19 protein-coding genes are annotated in these 19857 nt (G+C 34.4%); 10 read left to right on the forward strand and 9 right to left on the reverse strand.

Annotated features, from left to right (window positions below; all coding sequences use genetic code 11):
- The 5 genes from HRU49_RS00100 to HRU49_RS00120 all read left to right on the forward strand — a co-directional run.
- A partial coding sequence (locus HRU49_RS00100; protein ID WP_296352869.1) for a 4Fe-4S dicluster domain-containing protein occupies positions 1–522 on the forward strand: 522 nt, incomplete at its 5' end.
- Between the two features lie 136 nt (positions 523–658).
- Positions 659–790: a hypothetical protein gene (locus HRU49_RS00105; protein ID WP_296352978.1), complete on the forward strand. Its 132-nt coding sequence runs from the start codon at positions 659–661 to the stop codon at positions 788–790.
- A 198-nt stretch (positions 791–988) separates the two neighbouring features.
- Positions 989–1678, forward strand: a complete 690-nt coding sequence (locus HRU49_RS00110; RefSeq protein WP_296352872.1) for a glycosyltransferase family 2 protein — start codon at positions 989–991, stop codon at positions 1676–1678.
- Positions 1678–3168, forward strand: a complete 1491-nt coding sequence (locus tag HRU49_RS00115; protein ID WP_296352980.1) for a cellulose synthase family protein — start codon at positions 1678–1680, stop codon at positions 3166–3168. The genes HRU49_RS00110 and HRU49_RS00115 overlap by 1 nt, the downstream gene beginning before the upstream one ends.
- A gap of 268 nt (positions 3169–3436) precedes the next feature.
- Positions 3437–4804 (forward strand): mannosyltransferase, encoded by a 1368-nt coding sequence (locus HRU49_RS00120; RefSeq protein ID WP_296352873.1) that lies wholly within the window; start codon positions 3437–3439, stop codon positions 4802–4804.
- On the opposite strand, the gene HRU49_RS00125 is transcribed toward HRU49_RS00120, so the two are convergent.
- On the reverse strand, positions 4801–5106 hold the full coding sequence (locus HRU49_RS00125) for a hypothetical protein (RefSeq protein WP_296352876.1): 306 nt from the start codon (positions 5104–5106) through the stop codon (positions 4801–4803). The two genes, HRU49_RS00120 and HRU49_RS00125, sit on opposite strands and share 4 nt — an antisense overlap.
- Positions 5107–5538: 432 nt before the next feature.
- Here HRU49_RS00125 and HRU49_RS00130 point away from each other — a divergent pair, with 432 nt between their 5' ends.
- From HRU49_RS00130 to HRU49_RS00145, 4 genes are all read left to right on the forward strand, one after another.
- A complete protein-coding gene (locus tag HRU49_RS00130) occupies positions 5539–6102 on the forward strand; it encodes an outer membrane beta-barrel protein (RefSeq protein ID WP_296352879.1) in 564 nt (187 codons plus the stop codon).
- Between the two features lie 44 nt (positions 6103–6146).
- On the forward strand, positions 6147–7022 hold the full coding sequence (locus HRU49_RS00135) for a hypothetical protein (protein WP_296352881.1): 876 nt from the start codon (positions 6147–6149) through the stop codon (positions 7020–7022).
- A gap of 141 nt (positions 7023–7163) precedes the next feature.
- Positions 7164–7583 (forward strand): carboxypeptidase-like regulatory domain-containing protein, encoded by a 420-nt coding sequence (locus HRU49_RS00140; RefSeq protein WP_296352882.1) that lies wholly within the window; start codon positions 7164–7166, stop codon positions 7581–7583.
- 47 nt (positions 7584–7630) lie between these two features.
- Positions 7631–8620, forward strand: a complete 990-nt coding sequence (locus HRU49_RS00145; protein ID WP_296352884.1) for a transglutaminase domain-containing protein — start codon at positions 7631–7633, stop codon at positions 8618–8620.
- On the opposite strand, the gene HRU49_RS00150 is transcribed toward HRU49_RS00145, so the two are convergent.
- The 7 genes from HRU49_RS00150 to HRU49_RS00180 form a co-directional block, all read right to left on the reverse strand.
- Positions 8617–9456, reverse strand: coding sequence for a pseudouridine synthase (locus HRU49_RS00150; RefSeq protein ID WP_296352887.1), 840 nt, complete (start codon positions 9454–9456; stop codon positions 8617–8619). The genes HRU49_RS00145 and HRU49_RS00150 overlap by 4 nt on opposite strands.
- 40 nt (positions 9457–9496) lie before the next feature.
- Positions 9497–10444, reverse strand: coding sequence for a carbon-nitrogen hydrolase family protein (locus HRU49_RS00155; RefSeq protein ID WP_296352889.1), 948 nt, complete (start codon positions 10442–10444; stop codon positions 9497–9499).
- Entirely contained in the window at positions 10445–11347 is a 903-nt protein-coding gene (locus tag HRU49_RS00160; RefSeq protein ID WP_296352891.1) for a geranylgeranylglycerol-phosphate geranylgeranyltransferase, read from the reverse strand.
- Positions 11348–11413: 66 nt separating this feature from the next.
- The gene (locus tag HRU49_RS00165) at positions 11414–12343 is read right to left on the reverse strand and encodes a mevalonate kinase (protein WP_296352893.1); all 930 of its coding nucleotides are present in this window, start codon (positions 12341–12343) and stop codon (positions 11414–11416) included.
- Between the two features lie 76 nt (positions 12344–12419).
- Positions 12420–13499, reverse strand: coding sequence for a diphosphomevalonate decarboxylase (locus HRU49_RS00170; protein ID WP_296352895.1), 1080 nt, complete (start codon positions 13497–13499; stop codon positions 12420–12422).
- 46 nt (positions 13500–13545) lie between these two features.
- Positions 13546–14082 (reverse strand): DUF1697 domain-containing protein, encoded by a 537-nt coding sequence (locus HRU49_RS00175; protein WP_296352897.1) that lies wholly within the window; start codon positions 14080–14082, stop codon positions 13546–13548.
- Between the two features lie 4 nt (positions 14083–14086).
- A complete protein-coding gene (locus HRU49_RS00180; protein ID WP_296352900.1) occupies positions 14087–15295 on the reverse strand; it encodes an NAD(P)/FAD-dependent oxidoreductase in 1209 nt (402 codons plus the stop codon).
- An 85-nt stretch (positions 15296–15380) separates the two neighbouring features.
- Here HRU49_RS00180 and HRU49_RS00185 point away from each other — a divergent pair, with 85 nt between their 5' ends.
- On the forward strand, positions 15381–16133 hold the full coding sequence (locus tag HRU49_RS00185) for an SdiA-regulated domain-containing protein (RefSeq protein WP_296352902.1): 753 nt from the start codon (positions 15381–15383) through the stop codon (positions 16131–16133).
- Positions 16134–16136: 3 nt separating this feature from the next.
- Here the strand turns inward: HRU49_RS00185 and HRU49_RS00190 are convergent, their stop codons facing one another.
- Positions 16137–19817: a metallophosphoesterase gene (locus HRU49_RS00190; protein ID WP_296352905.1), complete on the reverse strand. Its 3681-nt coding sequence runs from the start codon at positions 19815–19817 to the stop codon at positions 16137–16139.
- Positions 19818–19857 lie beyond the last annotated feature (40 nt).

The following is a 19857-nucleotide window of genomic DNA, read 5'->3' on the forward strand; positions in this document are numbered from 1 at the left end:
AAGGATGCCAAATACGGTGCTATTGGATTTTTTGTTACCATCGGATTGTTATTAGTAATGCATTACACAGGAACGACAGATCAGCTGTTTTATATTAAATCTGGAGCATTACGATCAACATATGGCATTTACATTGGCTCCATCTTTTCTGGTGTAATTGGCACAGGGTTTTATCCAATCCTTGGAAGTAGAGCGTGGTGTCGTTTTGGTTGTCCTATGGCAGCTATTTTAGGATTTCAACAACGCTTATTTTCAAAATTTAGAATTACGACTAATGGTGGCCAATGTATTTCTTGTGGTAATTGTTCTAACAGTTGCGAAATGGGAATTGATGTTAGACATTACGCTCAGAAAGGAGAAAATATAGTCCGTTCAAGCTGTGTTGGCTGCGGTATTTGTGCAGCAGTTTGTCCGAGAGGAGTGTTAAAATTAGAGAATGATAGTATGAAAGGACGAATTAATCCGACAGAGGTTTTATTAGGAAATGATGTTGACCTCATTGAACTTGTAAATCAAAAGTAATGCGCTTCGTAATTATTTCCTGGCTAATTTGTAGTTTTGCCTTTGCCAAAAGCACTATCAAAAGAACTATTTTGAAAACGGTACTCTAGAATCCGCAGGTTGGATTGAAAATGGCAAAAAAGTAAACTATTGGAGAATCTATTATGAAAACGGAACTCCAAAAACTGAAGGCCATTTTATAAACAACCTTCCAACTAAATATTGGAAACATTACAGCTCAAACGGAACGATTGAAAGTGAAGGGCATCTTAAAAATGGCAAAAAATAGATTGGTAGATCTTTTGTAATGAAAACGGAGCAGTAAATTATCAATGTCAAGTTAAAAATAACCAAAAAATGGGTATTGCCTGATGTATAAAAATGAAAAGCTAACCTCAGCTGTGAAATACACTCAAGGTAAAAAAATTAAAGAGTGGACCGATTTAAAGTCATTTAAAAAAGAAAATAAACTATCTGATTATACTAAATGACCAAAATTAAAGTCATCATTCCAGCTTTTAACGAAGAAGAATCAATTCCGCTCGTTATAAAAGCCATCCCAAATAGTGTCGATGAAATCATAGTTGTAAACAATAATTCCACTGACCAAACCGAAGCAAATGCCAAAGCAGCTGGAGCTACCGTTTTAACGGAACCTAATAAAGGTTATGGTTATGCCTGTCTAAATGGTATGGACTATATTGCCAAGCAAACCAAGAAGCCTGATATTATAGTTTTCTTAGACGGAGATTATAGTGATTACCCTGAAGAACTGGATAAAATTGTGGCACCAATAATAGTAGATGATATTGATTTTGTAATAGGAGCTCGAGTACCAGAATTACGAGAAGAAGGGTCAATGACTGGACCACAAATTTTTGGAAATTGGCTGGCCACATCCTTGATGAAACTCTTCTTTAGGTCTACCTTTACGGATTTAGGGCCTTTTAGAGCAATCAAATATGAGAAGCTCCTTGGACTATACATGGAAGACAAAACCTATGGCTGGACGGTAGAAATGCAACTTAAAGCTTTGAAACAAAATTTAAGTTATAAAGAGATTCCCGTGAATTATAGAAATAGAATAGGTGTCTCAAAAGTTTCAGGAACAATAAAAGGTGCTATCTTTGCAGGCGTTAAAATCCTTACATGGATTTTTAAATACAGTTTTAAGTGATTTATCTACAGTATTTAATTATTATTATTTACACCATAGCTATCGTACTGATATTTATGTATGCTTTAGCACAGCTAAATTTACTTTACAACTACCTTAGCTCAAAAAAGAAGCGCGACAATTGCGAGACTTTTGATTTAAATAATCCTTCTGAAGTACCATTTGTAACAGTACAATTGCCTGTTTTCAACGAGATGTACGTTATGGAACGTCTATTAGATAACATTGCATTATTAGATTACCCAAAGGAGAAATTAGAGATTCAGGTTTTAGACGATTCAACAGATGAAACCATTCATACAACCAAGGCACATATAGAAAAGCTTGCAGCAACTGGTCTAGATATTAAACATATCACCAGAGAAAATCGGGTTGGATTTAAAGCAGGAGCCTTAAAGGAAGGCTTAGAAATTGCCAAAGGGGAATTCATAGCCATTTTTGATGCTGATTTTTTACCACAACCTAATTGGCTAAAACGTACAGTCCCTTATTTTAAGGATAAAGAAATTGGAGTTGTTCAAACACGATGGGGCCATATCAATAGAAATTATTCGTTACTTACAAAAATTCAAGCATTTGCTTTAGATGCGCATTTTACTTTAGAACAAGTCGGACGTAATAGCAAAGGTCATTTTATCAATTTCAATGGTACTGCTGGAGTTTGGCGTAAAGAATGTATTATCGATGCTGGAAACTGGGAAGGTGACACGCTTACTGAAGATTTAGACTTAAGTTACAGAGCACAGTTAAAAAACTGGAAATTCAAATATCTTGAAGATGTTGAAACACCAGCCGAATTACCAATAGTAATTAGTGCGGCACGCTCTCAACAATTCCGTTGGAATAAAGGAGGTGCTGAGAATTTTAGAAAAATGCTTTGGCGCGTTATCAAATCCAATAACATTTCCCCTAAAACTAAGATTCATGGATTACTACACTTATTAAATAGTTCCATGTTTTTAAGCATTTTTGTTGTTGCTATTTTAAGTATTCCAATGCTCTATATTAAAAATGAATATGCGCATTTAAGAGACTACTTTTATGTCATGAGCTTCTTTATAATTAGCACTATAATTTTCTTTGTGTGCTATTGGTTTATGTACAAAAACATTTACGGTAGTGGTTTTAAAAAGTTCTTTAGCTACATAGGCATGTTCTTTACTTTTTTCTCTATTGCTATGGGCTTTTCACTTCATAACTCAATAGCTGTATTAGAGGGTCATATTGGAAAGAAAAGTGAGTTTGTGAGAACCCCAAAATTCAATATTAGAAAGTTCAAAGACAACTGGAAGAACAATAAATATTTGAGAAAAAAGCTATCTTCTAATGTCCTTATTGAAGGCTTGCTTATGCTTTACTTTGGTTTTGGGTTATATAGTGCTTTTATCGTTGGAGATCAAGGTGGAGACTTCGGATTATTCCCATTCCACCTTATGCTTTGTATTGGCTTTGGTTATGTCTTCTTTAAGTCTTTAAGTTCTAAGGTATAGAACTTTCTCTTTCTTCAAAAGGTATTATACCGCGCTCTAAATAGTTTTTTAACCTTCAATAACATTACTCAACCCTAGGTAGAAAATTTATAGTGGTCATTTTGTGCTGACTTATCCTTATGAAAAAATACACATAAGTAATACCATCTTTTAATCCTAAGTCAAAACCAAAGGATCTAGGAGTCTAATTATTATTCAACTAAAATTATGAAACATTTCAAGAAAGGACTATGGTATTCAATCTAATAATTTCCTGTACATTTAACCTATGCTAGGACTAGCTAATATCATTAAATACAAACCGCTCACTTTACTATATATTCTCTTGAGTAGTGTGCTGTACTTTTGGTTTGCTTATGATCTTGAACGCACCGAAGCCGTTAAGTTAGTATTGCTTTATGTTGTGCTATTTATTTTTGCTTTTCAGATTATAAAATCTACAGGATTTTACTTTAGAATTCTGGTAGGAGCAGCCATACTTTTTAGATTCCTATTTCTGTTAGCTCTTCCTAATTTATCACAAGATTTTTATCGTTTTATTTGGGATGGCACTATGATTTTAGAAGGCTTTAATCCTTATTTATATGCACCCAATACAGTAATCACATGGAATCCTTCAATTCCCTTAGCCACAGAATTACATGGTGGTATGGGAGAACTTAGCGCTCAACATTTCACCAATTACCCACCAATAAATCAATTATGCTTCGTAATTGGCAATCTGTTTCCAGGTAAAGGCATTTTAAGCTCGGTCATTGGCATGCGTCTATTGATCATATCGGCTGATATCGGAACTCTATATTTTGGCAAAAAGCTACTAGAAGTATTAAAGCTACCATCAAATCGTATTTTTTGGTACATCCTTAATCCATTTATAATCATAGAATTCACAGGCAATCTCCATTTTGAAGGTGTGATGCTTTTCTTCCTTATCTGGAGTCTGTATTTATTACATTCAGGAAAATGGAAATGGGCCGCATTAGTTTTTGCCTGTTCAGTGTCGGTTAAGCTCATCCCATTAATGTTTCTACCGCTTTTTTTCTGGTGGTTCGTTAAAAAAGACAAGATCATGGCAGGTCTTAAACAGCTTACGCTTTTTTATACAATTGTTTGCCTAAGTATTGTGCTTCTGTTTTCACCCTTCTTTTCCATGGCATTTATAACCAACTATGCTGAGACAGTTGGCCTTTGGTTTGGAAATTTTGAATTCAATGCAAGTATTTATTACATACTAAGAGAAATAGGATTTAGTATTACAGGATACAATGAGATACAAACCATTAGTAAAATATTACCTGTAATTACATTACTCTCTATTTTAGGTTTAGCATTCCTACAACAAAACAATGATTTTAAAACACTGGCAAGTTCAATGCTTCTAGCCTTTACGATATATCTCTTTTTAAGTACAACTGTGCATCCATGGTATATATCTACCTTAGTACTACTCTGCATGTTTACCAGTTATAGGTTTCCTTTGGTTTGGAGTTTGGTCATAATTTTAAGCTACCTCGCTTATCTTGGCATTGGAACCTCCGAAAAATCGGAAAACCTATGGATTATTAGTTTAGAATACCTCTTGGTCTATGCTGCTTTCCTCTGGGAAGTGGTATTTAAAAAAAAGATTACGGTTTAATCTTCTAAATCCTCAGGAGGCTGCGCTGCTTCAGGATCATCATCAAACTTCTCATAATCATCGTCATCGTAGTTCTCCATAGTTAATGCCAACTTCGTACTCACTTTTACTAAGTACTTGGTATCCTCTGTTGTTACTTCAACGGCCTCAACCACCTCGTTTTTTAAATTTTTGAAGGTAATAATGTGATCATCATCATAGCCATCTGGATATTTCTCAACAAGCAAAGCCAGAATTTCTGGAGTCAATTTATTAAAGTCAACAATAACGCGCTTTAAGTGTAGGTCTTTTTTATTCTTCATGTTAGGTTGATTTACAAGTTAAAAAGTGAGAATAACATAGTTGTCCTATTGCTTTAAGACATTGGCTGGTATGGGAAATAAAATCGGAAGTTAGCTTTAAAATTCGGTCACTTATCTGATAAGCAGTTTTTGAATACAACTTCCTAATGTTCAAAAACCCGAACGCAAAAACAGTTTTCAATGTGTTCAGCTCAATCAAGAACGTACTTAATTAGTAGTTCCTAACTTAGAGTAAAGTTAGGCTATTTTTTAATGCACCAAACATTTTTAGATTTTTTTTAAAAAGGATTTAAATTGTCAATTTAACCTTTTGTTTTTCAAGTATTTATTCACCGAATAATACACACAAATTTAATATTTTAAAACTTGGCTTGTCCCATAAATAACCCAGATAAATGCATATATTCGTTAGCATATTTTTAGAGATATTACATGATGAAAAAGAGTCTATTATTATTGATAATTTGTTTGTTTTCAAATTTAGTTGAAGCTCAATTCATTAAAGAACGATCAATAAATGCTCAAGTTGGATATGGGTTGAGTGCGCCTTATGACAGTGTTGATGAAATTGCAGATGATGGTTTTTTTGCCCAGGGAGACTTAGTTCTTGAGGTAAAATCTTGGCTCGAACTTAGACCATATGTTGGTTTTATTATAACAAGCTCAAATGGTGAAGACTTAAATGGCAATCCCACTAATGAAAAAGCAGAATCAAAAGCCTTTTTACTTGGTGGAAAAGCACGAGTAAGAGCACCAATTCCTTGGGTAGCACCATATGTAGAATTTGGAATAGGAACTTCAATTGGAAAATTTGAAACCTTAACAGCATTTGACGATATAAAAAAAAGCGGAATCACATATCACATCCCATTTTCTTTCGGACTTGAACTTGGAAAGAATAATAATGTTGATTTAGGATTTACCTATTATTATCAGCCTTCGGTTAAACAATATGTTGGTGCTCTTGCAGTTGGGATTACATTTCCGCTCAATTAAAATCTAACTTTGACTAATTATCCAATGTAACTGTTAGACGTAATTTGAAACAAGCACAACACATAATTATATTTTTAGCGATTACTTTACTTTTTACCTGTGGCCAGAATTCTTATGAAAAAGAACTAAATGGAAAATGGTACGGAATTGATAACGACGGCTATACAAGAATGCATTTTTATCCAGATAGTTTAGTTTTTTCTGAAGAATTTACTGAAAGTGTTGAATGGAAAGCATCTAAAGATAAAATAGAATTTAGCTTACCAAGTAATTTATGGTTAGATTCCATTCAAGATGTGACTATAACATATAGATTATCTAAGACTCGAGACACCTTATTTGGCTCTTTTAGTAATACAAACGGTCAATTTGATGCCAGTTTAATGAGAGTTGATAATTATATCGAATATCTCAATAAACGATATGGAGTTAATTTGTCCTTACCAGTAAATGATTCAGTAAAAAATCTAAATTATTACCTTAAAAATAGTCTGGATCCGATGTATGGCTTAAAAGTATTTATTGGACAATCTGGTAAAAGCCTTTTTGCCAAAACAGAACTTTCGAATAATCTAAGCACTCTTGAATCTGATATCAAAACGTTTAAATCTAGAATAAAACCCTCCCAACACCCACTAAATTATCACAGGGAAATCTTAAATGATGAACATATAAGTCTTTTAGAAAATAGATTTCATTTCAGGGTTTTTGCAGACAAATCAATCTCTGATGAAATGATTACTAAAAGTCTATCTATAAGCATTAGTGGCGATAATTCATTTTATAAAAGAATTCAATCGAAAACACCAGATTCATTACCAATAAAAGTTTTTAGAATTTATGACAATAAAGAAATGGAAAAGAATTCTGGAATAAGGGGAAGAGAAATAAATACTAATGCCTTCTATTTTTATAATTAAGAAATACTGTATACTGATTAAGCAAAACCCTAAACTCAATAAAAACAAGACTTTACTCAACCAAATCCATTAGGAACTCAAACCCATTTTATATCTTTGATAATGACTGTTAGCTTAGCTGTAAACAAAAACACAGGTATTATGAAAACACAAGTCTTAACTCAAAAATCATCTATCAGCACTTTAAGTCTATTGACTTTATTGATACTCTTGTTTACACTAAACACTGCTATCGGGCAAACAAACACCGACACTCCTACCACAAACGAGCGTGTTATTAAAGGGCTTATTAGTGATGAGAATGGTCCATTAAAGGACGTTAATGTTAGAAAAAAAGGCAGTAGAAATGGTGTGGTGACTAATGAGAAAGGAGAATTTACCTTTCCTGAGAAACTTAAAACTGGTGATGTCTTGCTCATTTCATTTATTGGTTTTGAAACGCAAGAGTATATCATTGGTGCAGAAACCACGTTTGTTAGCTTAGTTTTAACCGAAGCTATGATAGAAATGATTGGTGCCTTAGACGCTAATACACCGTACCGATCTAAACGTAAAAACTGATAGCCCAGTTTACATTGAAATCTCTTTTTTACATTGTTTTTGTCCTGATGATTGGCCAATCCCATTTCTATGGACAAGTTTCTGATTTTAGTCATATCGATTTTAAAAAGGCAGATAGTATTGCATTATCGCTGAGCTCAGAACGATTAACTAATCTTCCTGAGCTTTCGTTAAAGCTTACCGAGCACCTCGATACAGATGTAGAACGTTTTAGAGCCATTTACAGATGGGTTTGTGATAATATTGCTAATGATTATAGTCTCTACCTAAAAAACAGTCGTAAACGTCAACGTTACAAGGATGATAGCTTAAAGTTTAAAGCGTGGAATACAAAGTTTAGACAAATCATTTTTAAAAACCTTTTAAAACGTGAGCGTACCATTTGTACAGGTTATGCCTATTTGGTGAAAACTTTATCCGACTTAGCTAATATAGACTGCGAAATTGTACAAGGTTACGGACGCGTAAGTACAACGAATATTGACAAATTAAACCTTCCTAACCATTCTTGGAATGCCGTAAAACTGAATGATAAATGGTACCTCTGCGACCCAACTTGGGCTAGTGGTATTCCTAATCCAGAAACCAACCGATTTAAGTTTGCTTATAACAATGGTTTCTTTTTAACCAACCCAAAACTGTTTGCCGTTAACCATTTCCCTGTAGACTCAACATGGTGGTTACTCAATGATACGATTCCAACTTTTGATCAGTTTTTAGGTGCACCTGTTATTTATGGCAATGCTTACAAGCATTTAGAGTTTGTAGACCAGCCAAAACAAATGCATCATGACATTAAAAAGCATCAAAGTCTGAATTTAGTTATGACCGTAAAAGCTAACCTCAACAAAGAAGACCTTCATCTACTTATTGATAATGGGATAGAACCTAAAAAGGTAAACTTAAGCAGCATAAATATTGAGGGCAAACAGCTAAAGTTATCTCATACTTTTGATAAGTTTGGGTTTTATGATGTTCACCTTTATATAAAGAATGACCTTATTGCTACTTATACCGTAGACGTTGCTCAGAATTAAAGCATTTTAAGGGTATTTACCTCTTGCTGCGTCAAATGTTTCCAGTGACCACGAGGAATGTCTTTTTTGGTAAGATGTGCAATAGCCACACAATCTATCTTTACCAAATCGTATTTAAGTGTGTCAAAAATAGTACGAAGGATGGTATTACCTGTATTCTTAATTTTTATACCAATCTTGTTTTTAGACTCACCTTCGATATAACTAATCTCTTCTACAGTGATTAATTTTCCGTCTACTTTAAATCCTTCCTGAATCTTTTTAAGATCTTCAAACTTTAAATTCTTATCCAATTCCACCTGGAATAAACGCGCCACCCCAGTTTTAGAATTGGTGAACTTTTGGACCACTTTATCATCGTTTGTAAAGAGTAATAGTCCTAAAGAGTTACGCCCCAGACGTCCAATAGGTTTAATATTAGCATTTGTTGCATTGGCCACTAAATCCATAACCGTTCTTCCCTTACCTTCTGCTGTTGTTGTAGCAAAACCCTTTGGTTTATTTAAGAGTACATAAACTTTTGACTCTGGCGTTATGCGCTGTCCGTCAAACCTAACCTCATCGGTTGGCTTTACCTTATAGCCCATTTCTGTAATGACCTTACCATTAACCGTCACTAAGCCAATGGCGATATTTTCATCGGCTTCACGACGCGAACACATCCCAGAATTGGCGATGTATTTGTTTAAACGCATATCGTTAGAATCCGCTGATTTTTTTTGTTGTGTTTTCTTTTTGACTGGAGCATTACCTCTTGCAAAACTTTTAGATTTGCGATTAGCATTTCCTCTGCCCGAAGCTTTTCCTCTACCCTTGCTATCTTGTTGTCTGCTCATGTTGATTTTTTTGCAAATGTACTACAATAGTTAACATAACCTACTTAATTTCAACAGTTGTTTGGCGATCTCTGTTCACCGTTAATTTAGTCACATCTGGTCTTGAGTAGTGACCAACAGGATCAAAATTTTGACGTTCTTCCAAAACACGATTAAAATCTATAGTTTGTATAATTAGCCCTTCTTTGTGAAGTACCGGTGCTACAATCCACTCACCATCTGGTCCTGCAATACAACTTCCTCCATTGGCCAACGTCTCTGGAGCATTCTTCAATATAGCTTCTAAATATGGTGTGCCCTTAGGAAAATCCGTTTTGGACATTAAACTCGATACTGATACTACAAAAGAACGTGATTCTTTTGCAATAAATCGTGTAATATCTTTAGTGTTATGATCGCTTCCTGGCCATACGGCAATGTGTAAGTTTTCACCTTGTCCATATAATGCTGTTCTTGGTAATGGCATCCAGTTTTCCCAGCAGTTAAGACCACCAACCGTAAAGGCCTTTAACGGATGTACTTGTAAGCCATTTCCATCTCCTGGAGCCCAGGTTAAACGTTCATCGTAAGTTGGTTGTAATTTTCTGTGCACTGATTTTATATCTCCAGATGCATCAATATATACTAAGGATGCATAAATACTATGACCTCCACGATCTAAAGGACGTTCCATAATCCCCAGATAAATGGCCATCTCATTGTCTTTTGCCAATTGACAAACCGAATCTAACTCCCCTTTCTCAATGCACACAGCATTTCTTACATAATGGGCATGAAGTTCTTTATTCAAGTTAGTATTCCATTCTGCACCACCTGTTAAAGCCAACCAGAATGGATATCCTGGCAATAAAGCTTCACCGAAAACAATAAGCTCGCAATGATCTTTTGCTGCTGCTTTAATTTGTTCTTCTATTTTTAATAAGGTGGCACTTTTATCTAACCAAACAGGTGCAATTTGCGCCATAGCAATTTTTAAAGTCGTGTTCATTTAAATACGGTTTAATACAATAGAGCTGTCAATTAATAATATTGAAAATACACCTGCTACAATGATAAACTTTAGAATGTTATGTAGAATTAAATAGTGTGTTTTCTTATTTGATTTCCACAGGATAAGTAAGAAAAGTATGAGCAACATTACACTCAGGTAAAAGAAATAAAACATGTGCCCAATATTAAAAAATAGTATCAAAGCTACAGCAGATACTATGGTGAAAATGACTAAAATGGTCAATATGGTTTTTGAGGTTTTCTCTCCATAAACAACAGGCACGGTCTTATAATCTAAAGCTAAGTCTCCCTTTAAATTTTCAAGATCTTTGGTGAGTTCTCGCATGGATACGAGCAAAAACAAAAATATAGCGTGAGCAAATATGACCAGCTCAAAATTTCGGTAATAAATAAATATGGCAAAAAAAGGAATTACGGTCAATATCGCTGAGACTAAGTTTCCAGTCATAGGTTGCTTCTTAAAACGATGCGAATACAACCAAATGGCAAAAATGTAAATCGCAAAGAATATCACAGTTCTAAACGATACATAACTCGCAAAAACTAGAGCCAAAAAATTAAGGACAAAATAGAAGGACAACTTGGTGTTTTGACTTACCAAACGATCTAACATGGTCTTTCTTGGTCTGTTTATTAAGTCCTTTTCAGAATCATAAAAATTATTAATGATATAACCTGCTGCAATGGTTGCTGAAGAAGCTAAAACCAACATCAATAAGTTCACATCAAAAAGCACCTCTTTGATTGGTCTGTCAGGAGCAAAAATGTAAATAGAGGCTAAATATTGCGCAATAACAACTACCAAAATGTTGTAGCCACGAACAACAGAAAACAGACTGAAAAATTTAAGAAGAATGAGTTTCTGCCGTCTTGAAAGCATAAAATGAGAGTTAAAAAAACCTCACAAGTTCAACACTTATGAGGTCTAGATATTCTAGTCTTAGTTTTAAAAGTTATAAACGACTTCTAACTTCTGTCCTTTTAGCGCTTCCTTAGCCTTTTCAATATTTTCAGTAAAGCCTAAGATATAGCCTCCACCACCAGAACCGCACAGTTTTAAGTAGTAATCGTTAGTTTCGATACCTTTTTTCCATAACTCGTGGAATTGTGTTGGTATCATAGGTTTAAAATTATTCAGAACCACCTTAGACAATTGCTTTGTGTTTCTGAATAGTGATTTCATGTCCCCTTTAAGAAAATCATCTACACAAGCATCGGTATGCTTAATAAATTGATCCTTAAGCATACTTCTGAAGCCTTCGTTCTTCATATTCTCCATGAAGATACTCACCATTGGTGCCGTTTCACCAACAATACCACTGTCTAATAAAAAGACTGCTCCTTTTCCTTCGGTTTTTTGTGAAGGAATACCAGTGGCTTCAATATTATCCTTTGAGTTGATTAAGATTGGTAAACTTAAGTAACTATTTAACGGATCCAAACCTGAAGACTTGCCATGAAAAAACGATTCCATCTGAGAGAAAATTGCCTTTAAGGTCAGTAATTTTTCTCTTGTTAGGTTTTCCAGAACCGTAATTTTATTAGAAGCATACTTATCATAAATGGCTGCAACTAAAGCACCACTACTTCCCACTCCATATCCTTGAGGAATGGATGAATCGAAGTACATACCAGCAGCAACATCGTTCTGTAACTTTTCATTATCAAACTGCACCATATCCTCATCCAATTGCTCTAAATAGTCAGCAAATCGTTTTAAACTCCTATTCGAAGCAATAGCCTCGTCTGAAGGATTTTCATCAACCTTTAGCGCACCATTGTAAAAGTTATATGGAATAGATAATCCTTTGGAATCTTTAATAATGCCATACTCTCCAAATAGTAGAATTTTTGAGTAAAAAAGTGGTCCTTTCATTTATGTTGGGCAAATTTCTTTAACAAATATACGTATTAAATTCCTGTATCGTTCACAATCAAGACCTAAGCCTAAGTTAATTTTTAACACATTCTGATCCTTTACCAACCTGATCTTCAATAAAATGACCATTTTGGCAATACCTTGACAATTGATTTTCAATAAACCTAAGGACGGTATCCTTTTCATTTTCAGGATATAAAAGGTGTACATTAGCACCTGCATCTAGAGTAAAGCACAGCTTTGAATCGCTTTCTTTGCGATACGACCAAATCTTATTAATAATCTCTAGCGTATTGGGTTTCATTAAAATAAAATACGGCATACTGGTCATCATCATGGCGTGTAAGGTTAAAGCCTCACTTTCAACAATGTTTATGAATTCATCTAAATCCCCAGACTTTAAGATTGCTGTTAATTTCTCTAAATTCTCATGCGCTTGATTAAAACGTTGCGCCGCAAAAGGATGTCCGAACATTAATTTATGACCAACCGTACTACTCACTTGTTTCTCGCCCTTATCTACAAGCAGAATGGTATCTTGATAATTCTTAAAATTAGCATGAACGTCTTCTGCATATCGTACACCAAATAAATCCGAACTGGCTGTACTTTTATTTTGACCCCAAACCACGAGTTCACCTTCAATACTGCGACATGCACTTCCTGATCCTAGTCTTGCTAAAAAAGACGCTTTTTTATTGAAAAAATCAGTATTATGCGTAACGCCTAATTGCTTTTCAATACTCATTAAACATAAAGCCAAAGCACTCATACCTGAAGCTGAAGAAGCAATACCAGAACTATGCGGAAACGTATTTGACGTATCTATTTTAAAATGAAAATCTCTTAAAAAAGGAACGTAAGCTTCAATACGCTCAAAAAAGGTTTGAATCTTAGGCTTGAAGGCTTCATTTTTTTCACCTTCAAAATAAACATCAAAACTAAAATCCGATCCTTCTTTTTTTGTGAAGCTGACTTCCGTTATGGTCTTACAATTAGATAATGTAAAACTTATTGAAGGGTTTTCAGGAATTTGATGCGCTCGTTTTCCCCAATACTTGACTAAGGCAATATTACTTGGAGAGGTCCATTTCACAGCACCTTCATTAAGGTCAGAATCATAAGATTTGAGAATAAAATCTTGTTCGGTCATATACTTTGATTTCTGATGCAAAAATAATGAAAATAGCGAGCAAGTCTCAGTTTTCTGAGGACAATGCCAGCAGTTTTACCATTGTTTTATAATTTCTTGCCGTTGCATCTACTTTTAATTTTCTTTCAAAATAATTTAAACTGAATTTTGCCTTACCATAACCATTAGCACAATAGAAATACAAAGCATCTTCTATAATATCATACACTTCATTATCATAAGTTTTCTCTTTGGCCTCAATTACCAAAGCATGATCTGGTTTATGAGATAACATAGCAAAATAGCTATTGGTTTTTTGATCTTCTGGAAATGGACAACGATCAAAAATGGCCTGAATTTGATCTCTAGTTCTGACTAAAACAGCAACTTCAAATCCAAAATAATCAAGTATTGTATTTCGGAGTTTTGATTCAATATCTATTACATCTCCCTCTTCATCTTGACATATTATATTGCCGGTTTGGATGTAAGTTTTTACATTCTCAAAACCCGACTTAGTCAATAAGGCTCTTAATTCTGCCATTGGTACTTTATTATGGCCCCCAACATTAATACCACGTAGCAAAGCAATATACGTCTTCATATGATTATAATGATTGTGAAACTATGTAAGCTCCGGTCCACGCATTTTGAAAATTAAATCCACCTGTAACGGCATCTATATTTAGCACCTCGCCTGCAAAATATAGATTTGGGATGCGTTTACTTTCAAATGTTTTAAAATTCACCTCCTTTAAATCAACACCTCCTGCAGTTACAAACTCTTCCTTAAAGGTACTCTTTCCGGTTACTTTAAATATGGCTCTTGTGAGTTGATTTGCCAACTTTTCAACTTGGTGTTTATTAATATCTGCCCATCGTTCTGTTTCAGAAATATCTGATGACAGAACTAATTTTTTCCAAAGTCGTTTAGGAAGTTCAAATTGAGTAGCACCTGTGACTTGCTTTCTAGCCAAGCCTTTTTTTATGTCTTTTAAATGCTCTAAGCATGCCTCTAAAGATTGTTGAATAAAATTAATTTGTATTTCAAACTGATAATTCCGTTTTGATAGCTCAATTGCACCAAAAGCGGATAACTTTAGTATTGCAGGTGCGCTCATTCCAACATGTGTAATAAGCAAAGGACCATTAGACACCAAATCTGAATCTATAATCTTTACTTCTACATTTTTAGCTACTACTCCTGGAATATCTTTGATGCGCTTATCTTTAATATCAAACGTAAATAATGAAGGTACTGGAGGAATAATTGTATGACCTAATTGCTCTAACATTTGCCACATTTTAGGATTACTCCCTGTCGCTATTACAAGTTGCTCACACTCAAACTTGTCTTTAGAAGTCATTATCTCAAAACTGATTTCCTCAGCATTAATGGATTTTACCACTTCATTATAAAACACCTCAACCTTATGCTTTTTTGCTTCTTGTAAAAAACAATCTATAATTGTCTGCGAAGAATCCGTAACTGGAAACATTCTACCATCTTCTTCGATTTTAAGTTCTATACCTCGCTCTTCGAACCATGCTATGGTGTCACCTGTCATAAACCTATGAAATGGACCTAAAAGCTCTTTCTCACCTCTAGGATAGTTTAATACCAATTCTGAAGGAATAAATTCTGCATGCGTAACATTACATCGACCACCGCCAGAGATTTTTACCTTTTGTAAACCTAGTTTTCCGCGCTCTAAAATTGCAACCGAACGCCCTGGATATCGCTCTGCAATATTAATTGCCGCAAAAAAGCCGGCCGCTCCACCACCAATAATTATAATATCTTTGTATTTACTCAATGTCTTAAATAGAAAAGATAAAATTACAATGATAAACTGCAAAAGACTAATATTTGTTTTCCTTATAATTTATAGTTGTCAATCCATGGGGCAACTTCAGTTTTTAGGAGATATTAATAATAGTTTAAAAGAAGTTTCTGCAGCTGAGTCTATACCACAATCTAATCTTATATGGACTATTCAAGATTCAGGAAATGATAGTGAACTTGTAGGTCTAAATGACAAAGGTAAAATCATTAAAACTATTAGTATAGACAACGTAAGTAATATTGATTGGGAAGATTTAACTTCAGATCAGGATGGTAATTTATACATTGGAGACTTTGGTAATAATCATAAAAAAAGAAAGATCTTCAGAATATTAAAAATTAATATTGAAGATCTCAACAGCTCTAACGCTACAGCCGACATTATTGAGTTTACATTGCCAAAAAAACAAAGCTCTAAAGATTTTGAAGGTTTCTTTTTATGGAATAATACCTTTTACATCTTTAGTAAAGAAACTAAAAAATTTATTGTGATTAAAGTCCCTAATAAAGCGGGAAGACATGAAGCTATTATACATTCAGATTTTAACTTAGATGGTAAAGACAATAAAATAACGGCTGCGGATATTAGTGATGATGGAAAAATCGTAGTGCTTCTCAATCACAATAAGCTCTGGAAATTAAGTGATTTTCTAGATGACGACTTCTTCTCTGGCAAGATTAAAAAACTTCCTTTTGACCACGACTCACAAAAAGAAGGTGTTACCTTTAAAACAAACTCCAAAGTTCTTATAACAGACGAGCGTAATGGAACAACTGGCGGAAATCTTTATAGTTTTAACATTGACTAACTATTAAAAATCAAATCCTAATTGAAATGCAAATCGAAGTCCATCACTACTATTAAATGCAGACAACTGTGCGGTCATCATTTCTGCCATATTAACAAATAGCCCACCACCAAGAGAATTATGCCATTTATCTGAATTATCGTTGTCTAGCCATACACGACCGTAATCTACCCCTCCATATATTCCAATATGAATTGGCAAAAGCCCTGTTTTTAAACGCCCAAAATGCCAACGAACATCAGTGGATTGCGAAAAAGCAGTCTTTCCTGTAAACCTTTGAAATCTATATCCTCTTAAACCGGTTTTTGAACCTAAAGTAGCTCCTTGATAAAACTCAAAACCATCACCAAAATTTATATGCCCTCTCAAATTTGTTGCTAATACGAGCTTTCCGCTTGACACCAACTTGTAATCAACCCCTAATTCTGATATGATATACCCAAATCCTTTAGTAGTAGTAGTATTATTTTTATAACCCGTATTTAATAGCGTTTGAAACCCCAATGTAGGAAAAGCATTATCATCTTTATTCACATAGCTGTATACAGCGTCAATACCATAGAAATTTTGATTATCAAAAACAGCATCATCAGCAGAAATACTCTCTATAAACCTTCCTGAGGTACGCTCTACTTCATTACTCTCATAGCTTATCCCAAACTTCAAACTTCCTCCCGTTTCCCCTCGCCAAATCAATGATGGCATAAAACTTAAGGTTCTAATTTTTACACGATTAAAATCCATATTCACATCCAATCCGTCATTTTCATCCGCTTCAGGGTTTGGGGTTTCATTTCCAAAACCGAAAAAATTAACTGCGAAGTTTGGACTATTAAACTGGGCTTCCAAGCCAAAATTTACATTTGGAAATATATTTGCAAATTCTCCTTTATAATTAAAATCAAAACCATTTGTAGCAAAATAGTAGACCGCAGAAAGTCTGTGTTGTGAGGTAAATGGATTACGCTCAAACCCATAAGCAGTATATGTGGCATTTGCCCCAACTCTGAAACCATCATCGGGATTTGCACCAAAAGAAGGTAAAACCTGAGTAGTATTATTTTTTAATTTACGATAATCATAAGCATTAGTATCATAATTATCCGTAAACTTTTTGTGCCCTTTATTTGTCTTGACAATACTAGATTTTGATTTGTAATCATAATAAGTAATACGCTTTCCGTTTTCAATATTGTAAGTATCCTTATTCTGCCCACCAACTAAGCGTACTTTAATTTCCTTATCACTATTACTACCATAAACATAAAAAACATCATCATCACCTAAACCATAGATCCAAATTTCCTTAGTTTCATTATGATTATATATTCGCTCAATAAACTTATCTTTTTTCTCACCTTTTTTAATGCGATATACTGTAATTTTTGTTTTCCCTTTTGGTAGACGTTCAATATCGAACCAATCGTCTTTATTGGTTCCTTTGATGACCGCAACATTATTCAGTAAATCGTAATAGCGATCAGCAATCTTTTGAAGATTAGCTCTACGTGCCTTTAACTTCCTTTTAATTTCCTCTACTGTTTCATCTCTTACTTCTATTGGCATATTTAAAAATGCAGTCTCGATTACCTCATCCGTTAACCCGTCTTGAATCATTTTCACCTGAGCATTCCAAACCTTTTTATCGGATTGCACAATAAGCTCTTTATCCAATGGATAAGGTTCAAAATTAACCCCTTTCACATCTTTTAAGTCATCAGAATAATTTCTCAATAATTTCGCGGCAGGTAGCAATTTTACTGCTAAATCAAGTAATAATCCGTCGCTCATTATTGAAAAGGCTTGGTCACGATCACGTGGCATTGGTCGAAATACTTTTTTTCCATCTTCTTTGAATTGAATCCATCTCCACTGATCCTGATGTCTATCCCAATCACCTATAAGCATATCAAATAACCTTGCTCTAATATAGGATCCTTCATCAATTACGACATCCTCGTCTTTATGCAATTTCTCCATCATATCAATGGTACTTAACAACTTATCTTGAAATCCAAAACTGGCTAGGTCACTATGTCCTTCTGAAGTATGCTCTTCAATCATATAAAGCTCATTACCAAAGTCTGCATTATAGGCACCTAATGCATTTTGCTTGGGCACATAGTACAGTGTAGGATTCGTATGGTAAACATCAACTGCATCTGATAAATCACCAACAACAAAAGGTGCATAAGGATGAGAACCTGTAAACACATCTAAGAGTAAATCTTCTGTAGCTGTATCATCGAACTGCCCTTCTATATATTGATCTTTAAATAAAACAGCTTGTAAATACTGCAATGCCTGTTTGCGAAGTGCTCGCATTACATATTGAGCTCCGTTTTTATCTTCTAAACGTAAAGACTTAGACTGGTTTCCACCTCCTTTACGCACAGGTTTCAAACCACCAAATAATGTATCTAAATTCACAGTTGGAGCATTAACTTTAGTACCATAGTACTTTCGGTAACGTTTACCCCAAAAAAACCTCCTTGTCCCTGTCGCTTTAACCTCATCATCAGTGTAAATTGAAGCAGCTACAGTTTCAGGAAATTCAGACGGATAATTAGCTGGCTCCGGTTTTACATTCGGAGGTAAAACTTGACCTTCATAAACTAGTTTTTCGTCATCTGTTGAATAAAACTGAACGTGAGACGAACCGTCTTTATAAAGTTTTAAAATAGCATAGCCACGAGTACCATAACCAAAATTGGCATTCATATTTCTAACCGCTGAAACCTTAGATCCAGAGCCACTAACAATTTGATGTAAATTATCTTTTACTATATACTGCAAATTATGATCATGACCTGATACAAAAACCACCTTTCTATTAACCTGAGCTAAGGCCACCAATTGACGTTTCATCTCATTATATCGAGCGTTTTGTAGATCTACATTAGCCACTCCACTAGTTTTACGAATAACATTCTTTAATGTTCCTAACACAGGAAGAGGCTTCATATGGCTACCAAAAGAATACTGTCCTCCATGAGAACCATTTGTATATAACGGATGATGTAATGCTACTATAGTTGTTTTTCCTCTTGCTTTTTTAATTAAGCTACTAAACTCATCGAGAAAATCATTTCGAGTCTTAAATTCACAATCATCATTAATTTTTGGGTGATTATTCCAATTTGTAATATACCATTGGGAATCTATAATGATGAGTTCGATATCATCTGAAACATGCACTTTTTCAATTGGGCAACCATTCTCGGGTAAAAATGTATTCTTACCTAATTTTTTTTCAACAAACTTTTCTTGTCGTTTAAGCCCATCTAAGCCGTGATACCAATCGTGATTCCCTGGAATAAAAAGAGCTTGTCCTTTAAAATTTTTTGTTGCTTCCGTTTGAACTCTCAAGCGATAAGAAGCCAAATCATAGTTCTCATCTCCTTTTTCAGGCAGTCCTTTTTCATAAATATTGTCTCCTAAGAATATCGCTGTACTATTCGCTGAGGCTTTTTCTAACTCCTCTTCGAAGGCCTGAAGGGCTTTATCTTTTTTATTTAATTGAGAATTTCCTGCATCACCAATTAAATAAAATGTGTGCTCTACAGCCTTAGTTGTCGGCTCGATTTGATTTTCGGACTTTCCGTATTGTGGCTTATAAGTTGCACAAGCGCTTAATAACAAGACTAATGATAAGGAACTAATGACTTTGATTGGCTTAGGCATTGTGTGATTTTAAATTTACTTTTAACTCAAGGTTACAGTA

Source organism: Winogradskyella sp., from assembly GCF_013213975.1.
GTDB lineage: Bacteria > Bacteroidota > Bacteroidia > Flavobacteriales > Flavobacteriaceae > Winogradskyella.

Coding starts and splice junctions, on each gene's coding strand:
- HRU49_RS00185 (WP_296352902.1), top strand. CDS start 15,381: ATGGGGCAACTTCAGTTTTTAGGAGATATTAATAATAGTTTAAAAGAA.
- HRU49_RS00160 (WP_296352891.1), bottom strand. CDS start 11,347: ATGCTTTCAAGACGGCAGAAACTCATTCTTCTTAAATTTTTCAGTCTG.
- HRU49_RS00140 (WP_296352882.1), top strand. CDS start 7,164: ATGAAAACACAAGTCTTAACTCAAAAATCATCTATCAGCACTTTAAGT.
- HRU49_RS00125 (WP_296352876.1), bottom strand. CDS start 5,106: ATGAAGAATAAAAAAGACCTACACTTAAAGCGCGTTATTGTTGACTTT.
- HRU49_RS00110 (WP_296352872.1), top strand. CDS start 989: ATGACCAAAATTAAAGTCATCATTCCAGCTTTTAACGAAGAAGAATCA.
- HRU49_RS00170 (WP_296352895.1), bottom strand. CDS start 13,499: ATGACCGAACAAGATTTTATTCTCAAATCTTATGATTCTGACCTTAAT.
- HRU49_RS00190 (WP_296352905.1), bottom strand. CDS start 19,817: ATGCCTAAGCCAATCAAAGTCATTAGTTCCTTATCATTAGTCTTGTTA.
- HRU49_RS00150 (WP_296352887.1), bottom strand. CDS start 9,456: ATGAGCAGACAACAAGATAGCAAGGGTAGAGGAAAAGCTTCGGGCAGA.
- HRU49_RS00145 (WP_296352884.1), top strand. CDS start 7,631: ATGATTGGCCAATCCCATTTCTATGGACAAGTTTCTGATTTTAGTCAT.
- HRU49_RS00175 (WP_296352897.1), bottom strand. CDS start 14,082: ATGAAGACGTATATTGCTTTGCTACGTGGTATTAATGTTGGGGGCCAT.
- HRU49_RS00165 (WP_296352893.1), bottom strand. CDS start 12,343: ATGAAAGGACCACTTTTTTACTCAAAAATTCTACTATTTGGAGAGTAT.
- HRU49_RS00120 (WP_296352873.1), top strand. CDS start 3,437: ATGCTAGGACTAGCTAATATCATTAAATACAAACCGCTCACTTTACTA.
- HRU49_RS00155 (WP_296352889.1), bottom strand. CDS start 10,444: ATGAACACGACTTTAAAAATTGCTATGGCGCAAATTGCACCTGTTTGG.
- HRU49_RS00130 (WP_296352879.1), top strand. CDS start 5,539: ATGATGAAAAAGAGTCTATTATTATTGATAATTTGTTTGTTTTCAAAT.